Annotated in this window: 17 protein-coding genes and 1 riboswitch; of the genes, 7 read left to right on the top strand and 10 right to left on the bottom strand. The window is 47.4% G+C overall.

Going from position 1 to position 21,389, the window contains the following annotated elements:
• Positions 1-117 precede the first annotated feature (117 nt).
• From GON05_RS06615 to GON05_RS06590, 6 genes are all read left to right on the top strand, one after another.
• On the top strand, positions 118-1,884 hold the full coding sequence (locus GON05_RS06615) for a sensor histidine kinase (protein ID WP_157318386.1): 1,767 nt from the start codon (positions 118-120) through the stop codon (positions 1,882-1,884).
• A gap of 4 nt (positions 1,885-1,888) precedes the next feature.
• Entirely contained in the window at positions 1,889-3,064 is a 1,176-nt protein-coding gene (locus GON05_RS06610; protein WP_157318385.1) for a response regulator, read from the top strand.
• 179 nt (positions 3,065-3,243) lie between these two features.
• Positions 3,244-3,786, top strand: coding sequence for a C40 family peptidase (locus tag GON05_RS06605; protein ID WP_157318384.1), 543 nt, complete (start codon positions 3,244-3,246; stop codon positions 3,784-3,786).
• A gap of 69 nt (positions 3,787-3,855) precedes the next feature.
• Positions 3,856-4,251: a pyrophosphohydrolase domain-containing protein gene (locus GON05_RS06600; protein WP_157318383.1), complete on the top strand. Its 396-nt coding sequence runs from the start codon at positions 3,856-3,858 to the stop codon at positions 4,249-4,251.
• A gap of 24 nt (positions 4,252-4,275) precedes the next feature.
• On the top strand, positions 4,276-4,494 hold the full coding sequence (locus GON05_RS06595) for a helix-turn-helix domain-containing protein (protein ID WP_157318382.1): 219 nt from the start codon (positions 4,276-4,278) through the stop codon (positions 4,492-4,494).
• 170 nt (positions 4,495-4,664) lie between these two features.
• Complete coding sequence (locus GON05_RS06590) at positions 4,665-4,865, top strand: cold-shock protein (RefSeq protein WP_126140957.1); 201 nt, start codon at positions 4,665-4,667, stop codon at positions 4,863-4,865.
• A gap of 298 nt (positions 4,866-5,163) precedes the next feature.
• Here the strand turns inward: GON05_RS06590 and GON05_RS06585 are convergent, their stop codons facing one another.
• The 8 genes from GON05_RS06585 to GON05_RS06550 all read right to left on the bottom strand — a co-directional run bounded on the left by GON05_RS06585 (position 5,164) and on the right by GON05_RS06550 (position 15,783).
• Positions 5,164-6,480, bottom strand: a complete 1,317-nt coding sequence (locus GON05_RS06585; protein WP_157318381.1) for an ABC transporter substrate-binding protein — start codon at positions 6,478-6,480, stop codon at positions 5,164-5,166.
• 151 nt (positions 6,481-6,631) lie between these two features.
• Positions 6,632-8,233: a response regulator transcription factor gene (locus GON05_RS06580; protein ID WP_157318380.1), complete on the bottom strand. Its 1,602-nt coding sequence runs from the start codon at positions 8,231-8,233 to the stop codon at positions 6,632-6,634.
• Complete coding sequence (locus tag GON05_RS06575) at positions 8,211-9,962, bottom strand: cache domain-containing sensor histidine kinase (RefSeq protein ID WP_246238886.1); 1,752 nt, start codon at positions 9,960-9,962, stop codon at positions 8,211-8,213. The genes GON05_RS06580 and GON05_RS06575 overlap by 23 nt, the downstream gene beginning before the upstream one ends.
• A gap of 87 nt (positions 9,963-10,049) precedes the next feature.
• Positions 10,050-10,901: a carbohydrate ABC transporter permease gene (locus GON05_RS06570; RefSeq protein WP_157318378.1), complete on the bottom strand. Its 852-nt coding sequence runs from the start codon at positions 10,899-10,901 to the stop codon at positions 10,050-10,052.
• On the bottom strand, positions 10,898-11,860 hold the full coding sequence (locus GON05_RS06565) for a carbohydrate ABC transporter permease (RefSeq protein WP_157318377.1): 963 nt from the start codon (positions 11,858-11,860) through the stop codon (positions 10,898-10,900). The genes GON05_RS06570 and GON05_RS06565 overlap by 4 nt, the downstream gene beginning before the upstream one ends.
• A gap of 88 nt (positions 11,861-11,948) precedes the next feature.
• Entirely contained in the window at positions 11,949-12,140 is a 192-nt protein-coding gene (locus GON05_RS06560) for a hypothetical protein (RefSeq protein WP_157318376.1), read from the bottom strand.
• 491 nt (positions 12,141-12,631) lie between these two features.
• A complete protein-coding gene (locus GON05_RS06555) occupies positions 12,632-13,705 on the bottom strand; it encodes a YncE family protein (protein ID WP_157318375.1) in 1,074 nt (357 codons plus the stop codon).
• Positions 13,706-14,013: 308 nt separating this feature from the next.
• Complete coding sequence (locus GON05_RS06550; protein WP_157318374.1) at positions 14,014-15,783, bottom strand: methyl-accepting chemotaxis protein; 1,770 nt, start codon at positions 15,781-15,783, stop codon at positions 14,014-14,016.
• A 444-nt stretch (positions 15,784-16,227) separates the two neighbouring features.
• Here GON05_RS06550 and GON05_RS06545 point away from each other — a divergent pair, with 444 nt between their 5' ends.
• Positions 16,228-17,343, top strand: coding sequence for an amidohydrolase family protein (locus tag GON05_RS06545; RefSeq protein ID WP_157318373.1), 1,116 nt, complete (start codon positions 16,228-16,230; stop codon positions 17,341-17,343).
• Positions 17,344-17,396: 53 nt separating this feature from the next.
• Here GON05_RS06545 and GON05_RS06540 read toward each other — a convergent pair whose 3' ends face one another.
• Both GON05_RS06540 and GON05_RS06535 read right to left on the bottom strand, forming a co-directional pair.
• Complete coding sequence (locus GON05_RS06540; RefSeq protein ID WP_157318372.1) at positions 17,397-18,737, bottom strand: 5'-deoxyadenosine deaminase; 1,341 nt, start codon at positions 18,735-18,737, stop codon at positions 17,397-17,399.
• 70 nt (positions 18,738-18,807) lie between these two features.
• A riboswitch (purine riboswitch) is annotated at positions 18,808-18,907 on the bottom strand.
• Positions 18,908-19,004: 97 nt separating this feature from the next.
• Complete coding sequence (locus tag GON05_RS06535; protein WP_246238874.1) at positions 19,005-21,122, bottom strand: multicopper oxidase family protein; 2,118 nt, start codon at positions 21,120-21,122, stop codon at positions 19,005-19,007.
• Positions 21,123-21,389: the final 267 nt, after the last annotated feature.

Here is a 21,389-nt window from a genome sequence, read left to right as displayed (position 1 = left end):
TAGGAAACAGCCTGTGATATGATAACCTGTAACGACTAACGAAAGGGGACCGATTTCGAAGTGACACGGGGCCTTCATTCTATTCATAGCCGGCTGTTTTTGCTTTTTATTTCCTGCATGCTGATCCTCTTAACTGTGGTAAGCGTGCTCTATTACAAGAAAACAACGGACATTATTCATAGCAAAATCAGTGATTTGGCGGAGAAAAATATTTCCCAAACGGTGGGCCTGTTTGAATTGCTGCTACAGGGTTATGACAGCATTACGAAATCGCTCAACAGCAATTATGAGATGCTCAGGTTAATCCATGATCGTGATACGAGCAAAGATGAAGCGGTTAACATTATTAATGAGCGCACCATTACGAATATCATGGGAGCAGCCTACTATTCCAGAGATGACATTTTCGGAATTCATATCATTACGAATGCGGGCAAAAACTATAACTATGAACGCGGCTTTGACAGTGTCATTAATGCGGACTATGCCAGTACGGCCTGGTACCATAAGTTGCAGGATTCCTCTGGTGAAATGGTTTGGTTGGGTCTGTCCAAAGGCTCGATCATCAACCGGTTTCAGCAAGACTCCGTTTTCGTATTCGGACGCAAATTGTACGATCTAACCGATCATCGCTTGATTGGCGTTCTGGTCATTGAAACGAACCCGCAGCCGATTCTGGCGGCGCTTTCGAACGTGAGGATTTCCCCAAATAGCCAGGTTTATATCGTCGATAAGGAAGATCATATGATTGCCTCTACCGCGGGAGAAAAGGACAGTCCGCCTTCTTTCGGAGGCCTGCCGCGCCCGCAAAACAATGAGATCGTCGTGGACGACCGAACGGAACAACTGATTGTTTCCGCCAAAGCGAAGATGTCCGATTGGACCGTCTTCGGTTTAACTCCCAAAAGTGATATTAACTCTGAGGTTGTGAAAACAAGAGAGTACCTGTACCTCGTGATTCTCGCGGTGGTATTCCTATCCTTGGTGCTTGCGAGTATTATTTCCCAGAATATTTCCTCACCGCTTAAGCTGCTGATTCGGGAGATGAAGCAGGTGGAGATGGGGAATTTCAAAGGGTCAGTAACGGTCAAATCGTTCGAAGAAATCAACTCGCTAGTGTCTTCCTTTAACCGAATGGTGAATCGGATGGATGAGCTGATTGATCGCATCACGCTCGCCACCGTAAGTGAGAAGAACGCGGAGCTTCAGGCGCTGCAATCTCAAGTTAATCCGCATTTTCTCTATAATACGCTCGATATGATTTATTGGATGTTAGACGAGCGGGAGAATGACCGTTTAGGTAAAGTTATTTTAGCTTTGTCCCATATGTTTCGCTACAGCAGCGACTGGCAGGAGGCCTCGAAAACGACCCTCCGCCAAGAGCTGGATCAAATGCGTCATTATATGACGATCATTGAGAGCCGCTTAGAAGGCAGGGTCAGCACCGTTTTGGACGTTGCGCCGGAATGTCTGGATGTGGTCCTTCCCAAAATGACGCTTCAACCAATCATTGAGAATGCGGTCAAATACGGGCTGGAGCCGCTTGATCGGCCTGGCGTGCTGCGGGTCTACACGGAGATCAGCGAGCATGAGCTGCGGATTGTGATTGAGGATAACGGTGTCGGCATCGAAGAGAGTGCCCTCCAGAACATGCAGGAGCAGCTCATCAAGGACGCATCGGATATTGACGGAGCTATGGCATCCCTGCAAACTCCGCAGACAACCAGTGCATCCGGCCAAACGAGACGGGGCATTGGCATTACCAACGTGCATCGCCGGATCGTTCTTATGTTCGGAGATATTTATGGACTTCGCATTCATAGCAAGCAAGGAGAAGGAACGACCGTCGTCATTGCGATGCCGCTTCCTCGGAAAGGAGAGTAAAACCATGGACATTCTCATCGTAGATGATGAAACGGTGATTCGGGAGGGCATCCAACGCACGCTGCTCAATCGCTTCCCTGAGCATCAGGTTCATCTCGCGGCGAACGCGGAGCAAGCGATTGCTTTGCTGCGGAGCCACCGCATACAAATCGTCCTCACCGACATTCTCATGCCGGGAATGACAGGGCTGGAGCTCATGAATATGTCCCGGAGCCGGCATCCGAATGTGAAATGGGTGGTCATCTCTGCCTATTCCGAATTTTCGTATGCGCAGGAGGCTGTGCGGCTCGGAGCCAAGGATTACTTGCTGAAGCCGATTGGCAAAGAGGTGCTCAGCGAGATGATCCGGAAGCTTGGCGAGGAAATCGCTCACGAAATCGAGCTGAACGAGGAGTCTGAGCTCCTGAAGGCGAACCGCAAATATTTGCAAGAAGCTGTCTTTCAGCGCTTTGTGCAAGGGCTGGATACCGGGCGCATCGATATGAAGCCCTTCATGGAGCAGCACCCGCATTTCCATCTCATTATGGTGAAAATGGAGAGCGATAAGGCCGTTTTCCTCGAAAATTTCATTATCGAGAACGTCCTCCAAGAGCTGATTGAGCGCTACGGCAAAGGTTTCGTAACGGTCCACGACAGCAAAAGCCTGCTCGGCGTCGTCACACTTCCGGACGCCGCGCTCTTGACGACACTCGTGGATGAGCTGCGCAGCCACCTCGTGAAGTATTTGAAGGTGCCCTTTCAGATTATGAGCTCCGAACAGATCAACCGCTTCGAGGCGGTGCCAGCCGAAGTACAGCGCATGCGTCAAGCTTCAACGACGCAGGTCTACGAGCATCATGCGAGCGGCAGCGACCGCTCGGTCGATGTGGCTTTGCAATATATTCGCACGCATTATCATGACGACCTGTCGCTGGAGAAGGTCGCAGCGATCGTGTACTTGAATCCGGTTTATTTCAGTCAGTTGTTCAAACAGAAGATCGGCCAGGGATTCAAGGAATATGTCACGCATCTTCGTCTGGAACAGGCGAAGCAGCTGCTTTTGAACCCTAAGCTGAAATTGGCGGACGTCGCTGATCGGATCGGTTATCAGGACATGCGTCATTTCTCGCAGGTGTTTCGCAAGAAATATGGTGTGACCCCCTCTGAATACCGAAATGAGCAGACGCCGAACTCGGTGTGAGTGTTGTCAAGAGGTAGGGACTCAGCCAACTTTAAGCAAATTCTAATAAAAGCGCTTAAAGCTAGGCGCCGCTTGGATATCCCAAAGGACTGGTAAATACCGGTCCTTTTATGTGTGTTATGGTGGACCCAGGGCCAAACAAGCCCATCACCATGATCCATGAAGGAGGATATCCCATCATGCTACTAGTGAAAAAGAGCCGCCTTAGCAAATCATTCGTGGGAATCGGCCTGGCGCTTTCCTTATTAACGTCCGGAACCATGTTATTTGGACCTCAGTCAGCCTTCGCTGCTGCGAGCGATTCTGCTGCAACTGCAGCCTATAGTGCCACAAGCACGAGCACAAGCAAAGCAAGTAGTGTTGTACGCACGGCAAAATCCTATATTGGTAAGGTACGTTACAAATTTGGCGTCAGAGACACGACACGTTTGATTCTGGATTGTTCTTCTTTTACACAGCTGGTTTTCAAGAAGAACGGGATCACGATCCCTTGGAGTTCGACAGATCAAGCGAAGTTGGGGACAGCTGTTAAGAAGAAAGCAAACCTGCGCGAAGGCGATCTCGTCTTCTTCAGTACGTCCAAGCCCGGCCGCATCAATCATGTGGGCATCTATGTCGGGAATGGCAAGTTCGTGAGCAACACGGCGAGCTCCGGCGTCGTCATGCTGGATATGAATGATAGCTACTGGAAAAATAGGTTCATCACAGGCCGTCGGTTGTAATTGACCGATGGCTCCCTTTAGTGTTATATAAAAGAAAACCTACATACATAAGGGAGCAGGGAAACGATAATGAATTTGAAAAATGCTTTTGACGATGTGAAAAAGTTTCACCAGACCTTTGAGCACCCGGTAGGCACGACGCCGCAGCGCTTGTCGGAGAGCCGCAAGGCAGCACGCTTAGCTTGGATGCAGGAAGAGCTGGACGAGTTTAAAGAGGCGGCGACACTGGAAGATGAAGTGGATGCCATGATTGATGAGTTGTACTTCGTGTTGGGTACCTTAGTTGAAATGGGTGTCGAGCCAGGCCCGATTTTTGACATCGTGCATCACGCCAACATGTCCAAAGTGTGGTCGGACGGTCTAGTCCATAAGAACGAATTTGGCAAAACCATTAAGCCCCCCGACTGGCAGGACCCTTTCGACAAAATTAGAGCAGAAATTCGCAGACAAATGAACGATAAATAAGTTTTCAGTGGAGGAGGAAGAGGCATGTTATTTCATACCAGGCTGAAAGAGCTGAGACAACAGCAAAATCTAACGCTGCGCAAACTTGGCGAGAAAGCGGGCGTCAGTTATTCCATCCTGAATTCCATCGAAAATGGTCGAATACAACCGTCGAATGATGTCGTAATTGCACTAACAATTGCCTTGAAAATAGAGGATAAAGAGGAACTCTTATCCTTAGTAAGAAATGCCTCTGAAGGGTAATTGCATTAGCCAAATATGTGTGGTACAGTATTAATAGTCTTTGGGGTAAAACCTGAATTGCTTATTGCAAAGGGTTATCATTTTAGTCTGTGAAACCTTTTCCAATGTGTAATTTTTTTGTTCGAAACAAGAAAAAAGACATGTTAATTAAAACTTTGGAGGTATTACCCATGGCAGTAGGAACAGTTAAATGGTTTAACGCAGAAAAAGGATTTGGCTTTATCGAAGTAGAAGGCGGCAACGATGTATTCGTACACTTCTCCGCAATCCAAGGCGAAGGCTTCAAAACTTTAGACGAAGGTCAACAAGTTGAGTTCAACGTTGTTCAAGGCAACCGCGGACCACAAGCTGAGAACGTTGTAAAGCTGTAAGCTTTTGCTTGCATAGATAGCAGTTCGGAGAAGAACTCTTAACATTATGTTAAGAGTTCTTTTTTTTGCCTTAGGCATCCGCAGCTCACAGGCCCGCCACACAGATGCTGCCCGTAAGAGGCATTTTGCGATGCGCTCCGAGGGCTGGGAGAGACTTATCCGCTACTGCGTAGAAAACGGAGCAGAGACAGGCTCAGACGCCTCTCAGGAGGCGTCCGTGCCATGCAAAAGGGCTGCCCCTCGAGTAGATGATCTACTTCAGGGCAGCCCTTCTTGGTGCTTATCTATCTATGGGAATTTATTGATACTCTTTCGCCTTTTTCACAAGCTCATCATATGCAGCTTCCGGTGTAACTTTGCCGAACATAACTTTCTCGCCGATCGTTTTGAAATCCTTCGCTGTGTAGTTGCTCCAGCCTTTAGCTCCGGCATTGAAAGGTTGAGCGTCAGGAGCTACGTTCTTAATAAGCTCAATTTGCATTTTATCCGCAGGGGTGAGCTTCGGTGTTAAATACTCGAGCATTTTCTTGGAAACCGGCACGCCCCGTGTTGTGGTTAGAATATCTGCTGCTTCGCTGTCATTCACGAACCAGTCAATGAATTTCTTGGATTCTTCGGCATACTTGGAATCCGCGCTTACAGACCAGAACATGGAAGGCTTCAGCCAACCGCTGGATTGCACGCCTTTCGGTTGATTCACAAGGGAATAAACGTTAGGTTTTACAGCCTCATAGCCAGGTAGCAGAGCAGCGAAAGTACGCTTCATAAACACGTTGTCATTGTTCATGAGATCGAGTTTTGCGTCAGACTCTTTATCCGTGGTCGCAATTTCTGCCGGAGGAATGACACCAGCTGTGCGAAGCTCGGCATATTTTTTAACAAAAGTCAGATAGGTGTCTTTGTCGATGTTGAATTTGCCGTCTTCCGTAATCGGATAGCCTTTGCCTTGGCTCAGTTGATAAGCGGTGTAGACCGTATAGTCAGATGTTGCATCCATTAAGACATATTTATCTTTTTCCAGCTTGGCTTTGGCATCTTTACCGAATTGGAAATATTCATCCCATGTCCAGTTATTTTTAGGTGGCGTGATTCCGAGTTTATCAACCGCATTTTTGTTGTAAATCATGCCGGTTGCGTTATTGCCTAACGGGATCGCGTAAAGTTTATCTTTGTACTTGCCTGAGTCTACGAGCGACTTGTCGATATCTTCGGTGTGAATGCCTTTGGATAAGTCAGCAAGCTGGTTCCTGCCCGCATATTCGGAAAGCCAAGCCGGGTCCATTTGAATAATATCAGGAGCATTCTTGGCGGCTGCTTGGGTAGCAAGCTTATCGGCGTATCCGTCAAATCCCGAAAATTCCGGTTCGAAGGTTACATTCGGATGTTTTTTCGTATAGGCATCCAGTGCTTTTAGCGTAGCATCGTGTCTTGCTTGTGAGCCCCACCATACAATACGCAGTTTCACAGGCTGCGTGCTTGCGGCGTTCGGCGCTGTCGTTGCAGCTGTGCTGCCTCCTGCTGTACTTGCTTTATTCCCAGAACCGCATGCGCTTAAAGACAGCGCTATCAAAGCAGTCATGCTCAGCATGCCCCATTGTCTCATCTGCATTTTCATTGATAATCCCCTCTCGCTGGCTAGTCGTCCCTACAATCTCATTATAGGATTAACGGAAAAAATGAAGAATGATAGTAATGAACACACTTCTTTCACTTTTGATCACAAAATAACAAAGCACAAAACATAATCTTGGTTTGGTGAAGGATGGTTATCCGCTTTTGCCTACTTCGCTTGGACTCATACCTGTATACTTTTTGAAAATAGAGCTGAAATAAGGGACGTTCTTGTACCCGACCTTCTCAGAAATTTCATAAATGAGATGTTTGCCTTCAGCCAGTAGGGCCTGCGCTTTCTTCATTCGAACCTGAATCAGGTAGTTGGTGAACGTTTCGCCGGTTGATTTTTTGAAAATCTGGTTCAAATAGTTCCGGGATAGGTACAGCTTTTTCGACATATCTTCCAAGGATACCTCTTCAGCATAGTGGTCATGCGCATATTGAATCATGAAATCGACAGCTTCTTTATGCTTCGAATTCTCATTCCAATGCCGGCTAGTAGCGATGATATGAATTTTGGCGCGCAGCCACTCTTGCAAGTGGGTTGTCGTTTGAATTTGCATGATTTCCGACGGCAGATGCATGTCCGGAAACAACTCATCCAGCACAATGCCAACGCTGTACAGGGAATAGGCGAAGATTGTCCATAACTCTGTGCACAGATACTGTAAGTAAGCAGGCGTTATCGTTGGCGTTTGCTGCAATTGATGAATATAGGCGTCTACAATCTGCGAAGCAGTCTCTTCCTTCGAATACACAATGGCTTCCGCAAGCTCCTGATAAAACTTGATTGGCCGAATCGCCAAATCCGATGGCAGGGAGGTTGATTTGCCTGGCTGCGGAGTCATCGTTTGCTGGAGCAGATCCAGAAAAGCCTCCTCGGTGGAATCGGATATTTCCTGCCAAGCCGTTTTCATTTGACCTATTCCAATCCGGATGTTCAGTTTAAGATACATAAGCACGCAGTCAGTAATCCGATTGCCGATTGCGTGAATACGGTTAAGGGCTGCGTCAGCAGGCTCCGAAGGCTCAATATGAAACATGATCGCAGCATGATGGCTGTGAAGCTCGATGAAGTCGGATTCAGGCCAATCTTCCGATAAAATTTCCTGAATGATATTAGCCAGCGCAAATCGGAATAGATTCCAATCGATAAGCGACAGGTTTGCCGTGCGAATTGTGCTCATCAGCTCAATGCCCATGACAAGGTGGTGGCGATGAATCCAATGCTGCTGCTCAGCGGGAGGGAGATTTAGGCTGGAAACCCATTTGTGGGACGTCCCGGTCATGACCGACTTCAGCCATTCCTGCTGCCCGAATGGTTCATAGAGCATCAGCTTTTTTCTGATGTCTTCTTGTTCCATCTTGATCAGCTCTTTGGCTTCTAGCTCTTTAATGACTTTCTCCAGCACAGTCCGAAGCTCATCTACGGTAACGGGTTTTGATAAATAGTCACTGACGTGAAGACGCAAGGCTTGCCGTGCATATTGGAAATCGGTGTACCCGCTCAGGATAATAATCTCTCCTGGAAAGTTCGCTTCCCGAAGTTTTTCAATCATTTCAAGCCCGTTCATCACAGGCATATAAATGTCCGTAATAACGATATCCGGCTGGGTTTGGCTGATCATCTCCAGCCCTTCGGCGCCATCGCTGGCCTCGCCTGCGAATTCAGCGTCAATGGCCTCCCAAGGAATCGCCTTTTTCATGCCCTCTAGCACCTGAAAGTCATCGTCAATGATGAGTATTTTCCACATAATACCGCTCCTCCACCTGTTCTTTGTATTGAATTTGTGGCAGTAGAACCGTGACTAGCGTGCCATTGCCTTTGGAGCTGGTCATTTGAACGCCGTAGGGAGGCCCGAAATAGGCTTCAATCCGCTCCTTCACGTTGCGCACACCATAACCGCCCGTCTTTCTTACCTTCGGTTGATTCCAATCGGGACGCAGCCCGACACCGTCATCCTCAATCTGGAATTGAATGTCTTGATTGATTAACTGTATGTTTACGTGGATCTCGCCTTTTTTTCTGCCGTGGAAACCATGAATAATGGCATTCTCAATAAAAGGTTGCAGCGTTAACCTCGGAATATAGAGCTCTCTGGCGGACTCGTCGACGTTAATGGTGAATGATAATCGGTCGCCCCAGCGAATTTGCTGAATTTGCAAATAACATTCGACATGTGTGATCTCATCGGCGATCGGAATGAGCGTCTCCCCGTTAGATAGGCCGATACGGAACATTTTGCCCATCAAGGAGAGAATTTTACTAATCTTATCTTGGCCTGAATCAATGGCCAGCCAGTTTAGTTGATCCAACGTATTGTATAAAAAATGAGGGTTAATCATCGCTTGCAGCGCTTGAATTTCCGCTTCACGCTGGCGTTTATGCTGCGCTTTCAAGGAATCTAGCAGCTCCTCAATGCGTTCCATCTGCTTGCGATAACCGTTAAACAGGTTTCCGAACTCATTGGTATAGTCTTGAGGCAAGTCTGCAGCAAAACCCCGGTCCGGTAGCTTGCTCATGAAGGCGAGCAGTAACCGGATGGGCTTGGTAAATTGTCTGGAAATAAAAAACGTGACAAAAAATCCAATAATAATAGCGGAAAGCCCTACCGTTAAAAGAATCAGTGCCAGACGGATACTGCCGTTAATGATGTTCTTCCAAGGCGTGACCTCGACCAACATCCAGTTGGAAGGCGATTTGCTCCATACCAGTAGGGAATCGCTTTGCTGTTTGGTTGACAGATGCGTGCTTCCGGACTTTTCAGTTACGACTTTCAATTTATCCAGTTCATCAACTTGCAGGCTTTGATCCCCAATCGAGGTCATTTTCCTGCCGCTAGCATCGAATAACAGCCGGCTTCGGCCTTCCGTTTCTCCGCGAATCAGGTCCTGAATTTCCGAGGATTTCACGTTCAGCATCAGCATGCCATAGTAAATACCGGAGTTGTTATAAAGTTTTCTGGCATAGCCGATTACATTGAGCGGACCTTTGTTGGTCTGAATCGTCCGTTCTTTAATCCAAGCGGAATCGTTATTTTGAATGTCCGGAAACCAGTCTTCTTCCCGTACTTTTTGCAAATTATAGACGCGAATAGGACCCTGTGAATCCGGCATAAAAGGCCGCTCCGTATATAAATAAATCGACTGCACCATGGTTGTGCTGTAGGTGATGCTCGCCAGCAAATTCTCCAAATCCTGCTTCCGGCGATTGCGCTCAAATAAGTCGCTTTCGAGCGGATCGTATCCGATAATATCGATGTTTCTGGAAGCGGCTAGCGACATTTGCTCTATCGAGTTTAACTGAATGACCAGGCGTTTATTTAACTCATTTAATAGATCCTGCTGATAATTAGCGGTATTGCTGGCCAGCTCGCGCGAAGTGAGGCTGTAGCTTATCCATGAGGTGACGAGCAGCAGAACGGCGATGAAAGCGGCGAAGCTGCCGAAGAACAGCCGGCCGATGCGGACACGCTTGAACATAGTAAACAAGGCTGATCCCCCTCGTAAGATGCTATGAAACTGGAAAAAGGCTGCCAATTTCGCAACCTTTTTCATATTTATTTCATTTTAGCCTTTCACAGCACCGGAGGCAATGCCGTCAACAAAATGGCGCTGCGCCATAAAAAAGATGATGAGTGAAGGGATGATGGATAGAAGCGACATCGCCAGCAATTGTCCCCAAGGCAGTGCCGACTGGCTGTCCACGAACAGCTTCAAAGCAAGGCCGACGGTGTATTTGCTAACCGAGTTAATATACAGCAGGTGTCCGAAGAAGTCGTCCCAGTTCCAAAGGAAGCAATAAATAGCGACCGTGACGAGCGCTGGCTTTGTAAGAGGAAGCACAATTCGCCAGTATATGCCGAACCAGTTGCAGCCATCCATCTTGGCCGACTCGTCGAGCTCACGCGGAATGCCGCGGATGAACTGCACCAGCAGGAAGATGAAGAAGGGGCCTCCAATACCTCCAGCCAAAGCATGTGGCACATAGAAGGGCAGGTACGTATTCACCCATCCCCAAGTATTAAACATGATGTACTGAGGCACCAAAGTCACTTGGCTTGGCAGCATCAGGGTAACCATCAGGATGGCAAACCAGAAGTTTTTTAGCGGAAAATCCAACCGCGCGAAGCCGAACGCAACCAAACTGCAGGAAATGACAGATGTAATAAGCACTCCGGCAATTAACTCAAATGTATTGAGATAGAAATGAGTAAACGTAAATTTAGGAATGGCGACCCATCCTTCGCTGAAGTTGCTCCACAGCCACTCATTGGGCAGAAGAGAAGGAGAGCTCATTTCTGCATTGGACTTGAAGGCAGCTCCGAACCACCACAGCATGGGATAGATCATGAGTAGGCTGAATATGGCCAATAAGGAATGAGTTCTAAACGATTTAGCAGATATAAGTGAGTTTCTCATTTACCTTTCGCTCCTTCTGTTTCGTAAAATACCCAGTAGCGGGACGAGGCGAAAATGATTGCCGTCACAACGGCGATTACCACGAGAAGTATCCAGGCCAGCGCCGAAGCGTAACCCATCTCATATCGGGAAAAGGCGCGATCATAGAGGTACAAAGCGTACATATAAGTGGAGTTAATCGGACCACCCTTTGTAATGATGAAGGCTTGAGTAAACATTTGAAAAGAACCGATAGTCTGCAGCACAAGGTTAAACAGCAGAACAGGAGACAGCATAGGCAGGGTAATGCTGACAAACTGTCTTATTTTCGAAGCGCCGTCAACGGATGATGCTTCATATAATTCGGTGGGGATTTGTTTAAGGCCGGCCAGGAAAATCACCATGGACGAACCGAACTGCCAAGCGACAAGAATAATCAAGGTTCCTAAAGCCGTCTTGGGGTTGCTGATCCAACTGGTGCCGTTTATTCCGAGCATGCCAAGAAATTTATTGATAAAGCCGTCTATGCCGAAAATGTTTTGCCAAAGGATCGCTACCGCAATGCTGCTTCCAATCAGAGAAGGCAGATAGATGAATGTGCGATAGACCGAAATTCCTTTAATTTTCTTGTTGAGCATCATCGCCACCATCAGCGCGCTAAACAGCTTAATTGGCACAGATAATACGACAAACAAAATCGTTATTTTCAAAGACTGTCGAAAAATCTCATCATCTGCAAAAATTCGCTCATAATTGCGCAAACCAATCCATTCCGGAGCGTCAAGCAGCGTATATTTGGTAAAAGAATAATACATCGACTGGATCATCGGCCAAAGTGTAAGCAGCAGAAACCCAAGGAGCCACGGGGAAATAAACAGATACCCCGCAAACGGCGACTCCCAGCGGCCTTTCAAAGTGAAGGATGATGTTATTTTTCGGGAATGAACTTTTTGTGGAGCAATACTCGTTTCAGCTTTCATCGGGAATAACCGCCTTTCATGTCAGAACACCTTTATGCTTAGTATAAAAGCTAACAGCTCCCTGAAACATGAGAGTAATGAACACAAATCATTCACAATCGAACACTGGGAAAACATGCACCCTGATTGTTGGCTTTTTCGGCCATGGCTTGTCTATATGAAGGTTTTTCTTTTCGGTCACGTCAAGCAACGGTGCAATTCCGGCCTTCTGATCAGCTTGCGTCATGGATTTTTGTGTGATCCTCCCTCTTTTTGCTCTGTATTTTTGCTTTAATTTCATGCGTTTTATGTAGTTTTCTGACTATTTCACATTTTTGGCTGCTTTTTAATAATAGATTTAATTTTCTGCCTTATTGTGGTTTAGTTACTCAAATAATTTTATTGAATAAACTATTTTTAAAATTTTAATATTATTTAATAATTCTGAAAACTATAGAAACCCTGTAAAGCCTGACTGTCGGCTTACACATAGTAACACGTCAATGTTTTGTCTTGTTCCTTTTATGAAATTAGTTCCCCTGAGTGGATCTTAATCAAAAGCAGAATAATATGGAACGTTTGTTTTTAGGTCCTCTCACAATAATAGTCATTTAAGTTTTAATATTTTGAATTTTTAAATATTTATTTTTTTATTGAAGGGCAGCATCAATCTCTGGGAGTTTTATAGTTAGCACAGTCTAGTGGGTTCTTTGAGGGGCAACTAACAGGATAAATAACACAAACGCAAAAAAGCCTCCAAGCCCACCTTCTGTGGGTTTTGGGGCTTTTTTGTTATTTGTAATCTTGGATGACAGTGATCGAATTTTCATTGCCGACATAAATCCGGTTGCTTCGTTTATTCAAGGCCATGCTCCCTGCTGACTGCCCCGTTCGCAGCTTGACCAGCAGCCGGTTCGTTAGTCCGTTATACACGAACAAATTTCGGGTGTCCGTATCTCCAACATAATAACGGTTCGTCAACGGATTGACGAGGAGAGAAGAGAACGTGGGAATGGACAAGGTTGCTGTAATTGTATGGGTTAGCCCGCTAACAACGAACAATTTGCCTTTCCCCTCCTGCTGAGCGCTTGTTAAATAGATGCGATTCGTTAGGGCGTTTACAGCAAGCTCGCTTTGGAGTTTTCCGAGTTGAATGGGCTTGCTTTTACCGAGCGTTGTTCCTGATATCACAGAGGCAAATCGGCTTAGGTTATTAGCTACATAAATCCGGTTTGTCTCAGGGATGATACCCGGCATAATGATTGGATTTTTGCCTACTTTAATCGTTTTAATTACGCTCAACGTAGTGCCGTCGATAACATGAACGGAGTCCTTCATTACATTAGTGACATAGATCCGATTGGTTCGTTCGTCGATAGCGATAAGGGCAGGTGATCCGCCAACTTTTATGGTTTTCAGGATACGGTTGGTGACGCCGTCGATCACGCTTATCGTTCCACTCGTATTTGCGACATAAATGCGGTTGCTTATGCGATGAACAGCAATGCCAAAAGGGCGCTCGCCGACAGGTACGTTGGTGATGACCTTGTTTGTTTTTCCATTAATAACAGTGACATTAGCAGCTCGGAAGTTTGTTGAATAAATTCGGTTGGTACGCGTGTTCACAGCCAGAAATGTAGCGCCATCCCCCGTCTGCACACTACCGATCACTTTATTCGTGTTACCGTCCAACACGCCTACTAGATTTTCGCCAAAGACATAATAGACGCGGTTTGTAGATGAATTAACGTGAATATCGCCGACTTGGCCAGCCACAGGCACAATTTTGATAACTTGCGGGTTATGGGTTTGTTTAATCTTTACTTGGACCTTAGTTTGTATGAGGGGTTTTGAGAAGTGGACCATTGTAGTCCCTCCTTCCCTGTATTTAATGAATGCAATAGTATATGTCGAAGAACGAAATCGGAAACTTGTTTACTCTAGCCTCAGATGAGGTTTAGAGAACTATAGGTCCGCTAAGGGGTTTGGCCAGCTCGGGTTTGTCGCTGGCGGCGGCGTCCTTCCAGCATCCCGTATATCGGGAACTCGTCAGGAACAGCTGCGAGTGGGTCGTGCGGGCAAGGTGAGGTTTCAATTAAACAGAGAGCGACTGGAAAATTTTCCAGTCGCTCTTTTTTTAGAACTGCGCGTATATAAGACGTTTGCTATACCGCCTATTCCTTAATATGAAACCGATGTGCCATCTCCTTGAGGGTCGTCGCCATGTGATTCAGAGAGCTGGAGTATTGCGCGATCTCATCCATCGTGGCAATTTGTTCTTCTGTGGCAGCGGTAATCGCCTCAGAACTTCTGGCCGAATGCCCGGCAATGCGATCCAGTTCCTGCAACGTGGCGGTAATCTCTTGGGAGCTTGCCGACATTTGCTCAGAAGCTGCCGAAGCCTCCTGAATTTGGCCTACGACGCCTTGGGTCGTTTCCACAATTTTGGCAAATGCTGTTCCTGTTTGCTCGATAGCAAGCATGCCTTGCTGGAATTCGTCGATCCCTTGGACGGTCGAACTGGAAGCCGAAGCGATGTCGGCCTGCACTTGGAAGACAAGCTCATTGATCTGCTCGGACGAATGTTTCGACATTTCCGCCAGCTTTTTCACCTCGGACGCAACAACGGCAAACCCACGGCCCTGTTCCCCGGCCCGTGCGGCCTCAATGGACGCATTGAGCGAAAGCAAGCTCGTTTGTGAGGCGATATCCGACATCACAGTGACGATGCCGCTAATTTCCTGGGAGCGCACATTCAACGTCTCCATCACCTTGGAGATATTGTTGACCGCTTGCTGCACGGACTGCATTTTGGCAATCGACTGCTCGATCAGCCCGAAGCCATATTCCGCTTCCGTCTTCGATTGAATCGACGTTTCATAAGCTTGCGAGGAGGTATCAGCAATGCGCAGAATGCCCTGCGTCATTTCTTCCATCGCCCTGGAACTTTGCTCCGTGCTCATCGCTTGCGTTTCGATGCCGGCAGCAATCTGCTGCGTGGACTCCGCTATGTTCCTTGAGGCTTGCGTCGTTTCCTCAATAGAGGACTGCAGCGTTTGGGTGGCACTGGAAACTTGATCCGAGCTATGCATCACTTGCTTCACCAGCGATTTTAAATTCGTACTCATCGTCGTAAAATCACTGGCCAGCTTGCCGATCTCGTCCCTGTTCTTAATGCGCAAGGCATCCGAAGTCAGGTCGCCTGTCGCCATCTTCCGAGCCTCGGAGGCAATCTTTTTAATCGGTTTGGAAATATGGTTTGAAAATAAAATAACTCCCGCCGCTCCGAGCACAAGGCAGATCACCAGCACCGTGATCGTGGAGTGCAACATGCGAGCCTGCCCTTCATTGTAGTCCTGGTAGTAGGATCCCGCCGCAACAATCCAATTCCACTCCGGCACCTTGAGCGCATAGGCGATTTTCAGCGCTTCCTTGCTGCTACCCGGCAACGGCCAATTGTAAAACGTAAACCCGCCGCCGTTTTGCCCCTGTTTAATCATGTCCTGTATGTAATAAATGCCGTCCGACGACTGTTTATCCCAGATGTTCTGGCCTTCCAGACTCGGATGCGCTTGCAGCTCCCCCATGTCATTAAGCACAAAATAGTAGCCATTCACACCCAAATTAATATTGCGATTAATTGGTCTTGTCCCATCTGCCTGCTTGCTGCCTAGCATGATAAGTTTGGCGTCTTCCTCCGCTTGCTGCTTGGTTAATTGACCGTTCTTAACCAGATTATTCAGTTGAATGATATTTTGAACCATCAGTTTGACGCTGTTCTCGAGGTTTTTCTCAATAAGCCTGTCGGTTTCATCTTTGGCGTTAAAGTAACCGGTTATTGATAGGGAAAGTGTAGGGATCAATAACAACAAAAGACAAAAGGCCATAAGCTTCTTCCGAATTGTCCAGCCCCATTTCAAGGGAGTACCGTTAACTTTTTGCATCTTCTTCGCCTCCTGAGCAGCTCGCAAGCACACAAATATTCACCTAGGTATAAATATCTAAATATTTAGGTATTTATACCTGCATTATACTTGATATTCTCTTAGATTGAGCAGGCATGTGTTACGAAAACGGTACTTTTCGAATTATTGTTTTTTTCTGTTACTATGCATACTTTTCCATTATAAGTACTTCGACGTATATGATTACCAACTACTTTATACTTCTATGAAAAGAAAAATATTTATCGGATATTAATATTTTCAAATAGTAGGATCAGCCTATTTCATATGAATGATATTTAAATTAAAATACATAACGGTAATCCAACATATGGAAAAATAATTGAAATATAAGTAATTAATTAATGTCATAATCAACGTGGATTCGCCCTTGACCCATGTGGTTTCTTGTGCGGGATTGGCTAAAGGAGTGGAGTGTCTAAGATGCCTAAAAAAAGCTCAAGTATATTAGTTGTTGTAAGCGTTTGCGTTTGTATTGGGGGCGGGATTTGGAGTCTGAGCTCGCTTAATTTCAGGGAAAGCACAAGTAATCCGACAGAGGTTGTAACCTCCCAGGCGGCAACAACCGCGGCAACACCTGTTGAGACTATACCGCCCACGCTTGCAAAAAAAAGCTTCAACGATCTTCTTCAGCAGTATGGCTCTATACCGCTTTCGGATGCGCATAACCATGATGCGAGCGATTCGAAGTACATAAGCATGCAAAATATGTGGAAGCGGGATGCGATGGATCGCGTGATTCTTTTCGGGGATGTATCGGAATTAAGTGCAATTCGAACCGATGCCTATGCCTGGGATGCCTATATAGAAAGGTCTGATTTCTTCGTGCCGTATTTCTCAGGCTTTGATCTGCATGATCCTTCTAGTTTGGAGATCGTGAGGAATAATCTGGAACAAGGTTATTTTGGACTAGGTGAAATTGCTGCCGCTTCGTATAATTCTCCCGTTGTATCGAAAGTGCAATGGAAGGCTAAGGACCCTATGGACGGCTTTCTACCGAAAATTTATGAGTTGTGCGCGGAGTATCAAGCGCCGATTCTAATCCATATCGACCCGCCGAATGGCTTTGTGATTGATAAATTGGAGGAAGCCTTGGCTGCGCATCCCAAAACAACCTTCATTTTCGGTCATGCAAATGCCTACAATTCACCTGAGAATATTAAACAATTATTAGAGAAGTATGATAACATCTATATGGATTTTTTTGCAGGGTTTACCGTGTTTAATCTGGAAAGTTCCAACCGGATCGAGGATTTCCTGCCTCTTATGAAGCAGTTCCCTGACAAGTTTATGCTCAGCACGGACTCCGGCTTTGGACTTGCAAGCGAGGATGCTGCCATCGAGGCGATGTATCGTGTCATGGATGCAATCGGAGATCCTGCACTGATCAAGAAAGTGGCTTATGATAATTTAGATGCGATCCTTCGGAATGAACCGGCTACCAAAACGCAGAAGGAAGCTATTCTGAAGAAAGACGCAGGGCGCGATGTTACGAAGCTTACGAAGCTGGAGGCTGGGAAGCTGCTTTGGGGTAAGTAGTGGATAAAAAGCCAGCCCCCACCGGAATACGGTGGAAGGCTGGCTTTTGCTCGTTAGCGCAGATTAGCGCGCTTTAGCAGCCGCTGGATCGAGCGGTTTGCCTCAGGCAGGACAATGTCCTTGTCGATCGTCCGCATGATGCGGTTTTCCATGACGATCCGACCGTTAATGATCGTTGTCTCCACATCCGCGCGTGTCGCAGAGTACACGATGCGCGAGATCGGATCCACGTCGAAGGACGGATACGTGTGGAAATTGATGAGTTCGAGGATCGCCAAGTCGGCTTTCTTGCCGACTTCGAGGCTGCCGATCTCTTGCTCCATACCGACCGCACGGGCGCCGCCGATGGTCGCCATGCGGAAGACCGTCTGCGCGTTCATCGCCGTCGGTCCGTGCACGGGCTTCTGAATGAGCGCAGCCAACCGCATCTCGTTGAACATATCGAGATTATTGTTGCACGGTGCGCCATCAGCGCCAAGCGAGACCGAGATGTCGAGCTTCAGCATGTCGGGCGTCTCGGCAATGCCCGATGCAAGCTTCAGGTTCGAGCCGGGGCAGTGGCTCACGTGGACGCCACGCTCATGGATGATGCGCTTCTCCTCATCATCCAGCCAAATGCAGTGCGCCAGAATGAGGCGCTCATTCGCTAAGCCCAAATGGTCGAGATATACGACATTGCGCATGCCGGTCTCGGCCTGCACAATCTCAATCTCACCCAAATTCTCGGATGCGTGCGTATGCACTTTCACTTGATACTGCTCGGATAAGCTGCGTACTTCACGCAGCAGCTCCTCCGTGCAAGAGATGACGAATCGCGGCGAGAACGCGTACTGGATGCGGCCGCCGTCGTGGCCGTTCCACTTTTCAAGCAAATCGACGCTTTGCTGAAGCGATTCGGATGTTTTTTCTTGCAAGGGAAATGGCACTTCATCTCCCTTATCCATCATCACTTTGCCGGACAAAGCGCGGATCCCGCTCGATGCGATGGCTTGGAAGGCGAAGTCGGTATGATGAACCGTCTCCATATCTACGATGGTCGTTGTACCGCTTTGAATCAACTCGCCGATGCCGAGCAAGGCGGAATAATAAATGGATTCCTCGTCGTGGGAAGCTTCCAACGGCCAAATCCGCTGTTTCAGCCAATCCATCAGCTCCAAATCGTCCCCTTTGCCACGGAACAACGTTTGGCATAGATGAATATGAGTCTGCACGAAGCCTGGAATGACCGTTCGGTTTTTGGCATCAATCACCTTATCCACCTGTGCAGTGTCCACATCTAAGTCAGGTCCAATGGCCTTAATCCTGTCGTCTTCAATGAGAATATCCCCAACGAAAATATCCCCGTCGCGGTTCATTGTTACTATTTCTGCCTGCTTAATAAGAATTGTCGCCATGGGCATAAACCTCCTGCTTCTGTTTATTGTATGACGTCAGGAACATAAAAAAACTAGCCGCGAAAAATATGCAAATGCGCACATTCTTCGTAGCTAGAAATTTACGGTTTCTAAGTAGAGACCCTTAATCCGATTATTAAGGTTATACGAAAGAGATTATTCAGTTCGTGTATAGTTCCTGCTTTTCTATAGCGTAATCGGATGCCGGCCATTTGTCAACGAAATGTTATGAATGCTAACACGAACCCTACATCCCCTCCCTCTTTTTTACTCGGGATGATTTTGTGTACCGCTGCCTACGGCATAAGGGGTCGTCACCCCTTCATACATGAGGTGCATCGACATGCCTGCAGCAGCATGCACAAGATTGTGGCAGTGATCCATCCATAAACCCGGATTATTAGCTACAAAGGCGACCTCATACGTCTCTCCCGGCAGTACGTTCAACGTATCTGACCACCAAGGGCTGCCGGTTGAGGGCTTGCCATTGCGAGACAGGACCAGCACGTGATGTCCGTGTAAATGCATCGGGTGGTCGACATTCCCTCGGTTAATGAAGGTTGTTTTAACGAGATCCCCTTCCTTCACCATAAACATCGGCGCATTCGGGAATACCTCACCATTCAATGTATAGAGGAAATCAAAGTTGCGGTTAAAAATGCCGAGCTTATTGTCCAGAATTAACGTAAATTCTCTGTCGAAGCGGCTGCTTGCATCGAAAGCGGTTGGCGTCGGGCTGCCATAGGCAAGAGGATCGAATGCTAAAGTAGGCGGAGTCTCAGGGACATCCCCACTGCCATCGGAAGACATAAGGATGCCTCCGCTCCGATTCTCTCCTACATTTAAGTAGACCGGGCGTTCAGGCATGATGAATGTGAGATCATACCGCCCGCCTGTAGGGACAACTACGTGGGTATTGGTTAACACATCTGGTTTATTCAGCTCTGTTCCATCAATAGCCGCTACTTCAAAGTGTGTGCCAACGAGCGTGTAGTTTTGATTCACCCAATCGTCCGTGTTAATCAGCCGCATTCGGACAGGCGTTCCTGGAGCGATCGCCATGCGTTCGAGTTGATCCGAGGCGCCAACGGCAATCGAAGCCCCTTTCCAACGATGCGTCATTACGGTAATGTCTTTTACTGGCTGAAAAGGCTCTGTCTTGGGCTCTACGATCAAAGCCCCGAAGAGTCCCATGCTGACGGCTTCGCGCGAGTCCTGATGGGAGTGATACCAGAACGTGCCGACCTGCTCGGCGCGAAAGCGGTACGTATACGTTTCACCGGGCATGACCGCATTTTGCGTAGCCCCGGCAACGCCATCTTCGGCATTCGGCACATCCAGACCATGCCAATGTGCCGTAACGCCTTGCTCAATATCCTGATTAATGAGTGTAACCTCGATCAACTCGCCTTCTTTCATGCGAAGCTCGGGACCCGGAATTTGCCCGTTGTACGTCCAGGCATCGACGGTTTTGCCGGAACTGAGCGTGACGGTCTTTTTCTGAGCGGTTAGTGTAAAATGACGATCCGGTATCCCCTCGCGCGGGCCTGATAGGTCGGCGACAGAGGTTATTTTGCCTGAATTGGTGGTCATGGCGGCCATTCCGCTTTGGTGATTATGCATACTCAAATTGACCGGCATCACGCCGCCATAATCATGTGTCCCGCTTGCCATATCGATTTCGGGCGGCAGCTCACTTTTGTCCATGGCATAGTTAAAAAGATAATAGCCTGATGCTCCCAGGATGGCGAGTACACTGACCATAGCCAAGCCTCGTTTCCAAAAGGCCGGAGCCGTATAAGCTTCCATCTTACTTACCCCCCTGTAACGGAACTGATGCCTACACCAAAGTCCTGCCGTTGCCAGCACGAAGACAGCCAGCGGTATGGAAATATCAAGCCATTTGAAAGGTACAGGCGGAACTAGCGCGAAATAAAAGGAAGTTAATGCGGCGAGCGCCGTCATTTGAAAAGGAATGATGAGCCCTGGAGCGGCAGCTCTCAAGTGTGCTGTTGAATCAACTGTCGCTTCCTGCTCCTTGTCACCTTGTGGCTGTTTGGTGATCGAGCGCAGCTTGAGCAGTTTAGGCACGGCTATGAACCAGATAGTTAGAAGCGGCAAAAGGATTAGCGGTGCTTGGATCAGCGCACGATCGATCCAAAAGGTAGTGAGCATGGTCTGCTGCATCCAGGCGATAGCCCCAAGAATAGCTGCGGCCGGAATAACGGGGAACCAAGCCCAGAACAATAGCTTGCGTGTTTTGCGATGCATGCGTTCAATGGTGCGGCTATAGAGCAGTCGAGAAGCTTTCACACTCCCGATCCAGGTGAATATCACGAATAGCAACGAAGCTGCCAGAATAGTTCCAATACTTATGTTGTACAAAATGAAGCCCCTCCTAAGTGTTTACGATACCTTCAGTATAGAGACGCTGCCTGAAGCGGCAAACGGTCCGGGGACCAAGTAACTACCTAGACTAAAGTTGGGGACGCTCTCTTATTTATTCATCAAGTGGGTCGGGTAAGCGATTTCATTAGCATGTAAGAATTGGAAATAGTTTGCGTTTTCAAATGTGATATGTTATGATGAATCCAATCGACAAAAAGAACCTGAATTCACATATTGTAAAGGGTTTTCATTTTTGTTAGTGAA

Origin of the sequence: Paenibacillus anseongensis, from assembly GCF_009757995.1 — a bacterium.
Classification (GTDB): Bacteria; Bacillota; Bacilli; order Paenibacillales; family NBRC-103111; genus Paenibacillus_E; species Paenibacillus_E chondroitinus.
Note: the sequence above shows the minus strand (reverse complement) of the source record. Positions and strands in the feature narration are given on the sequence as shown.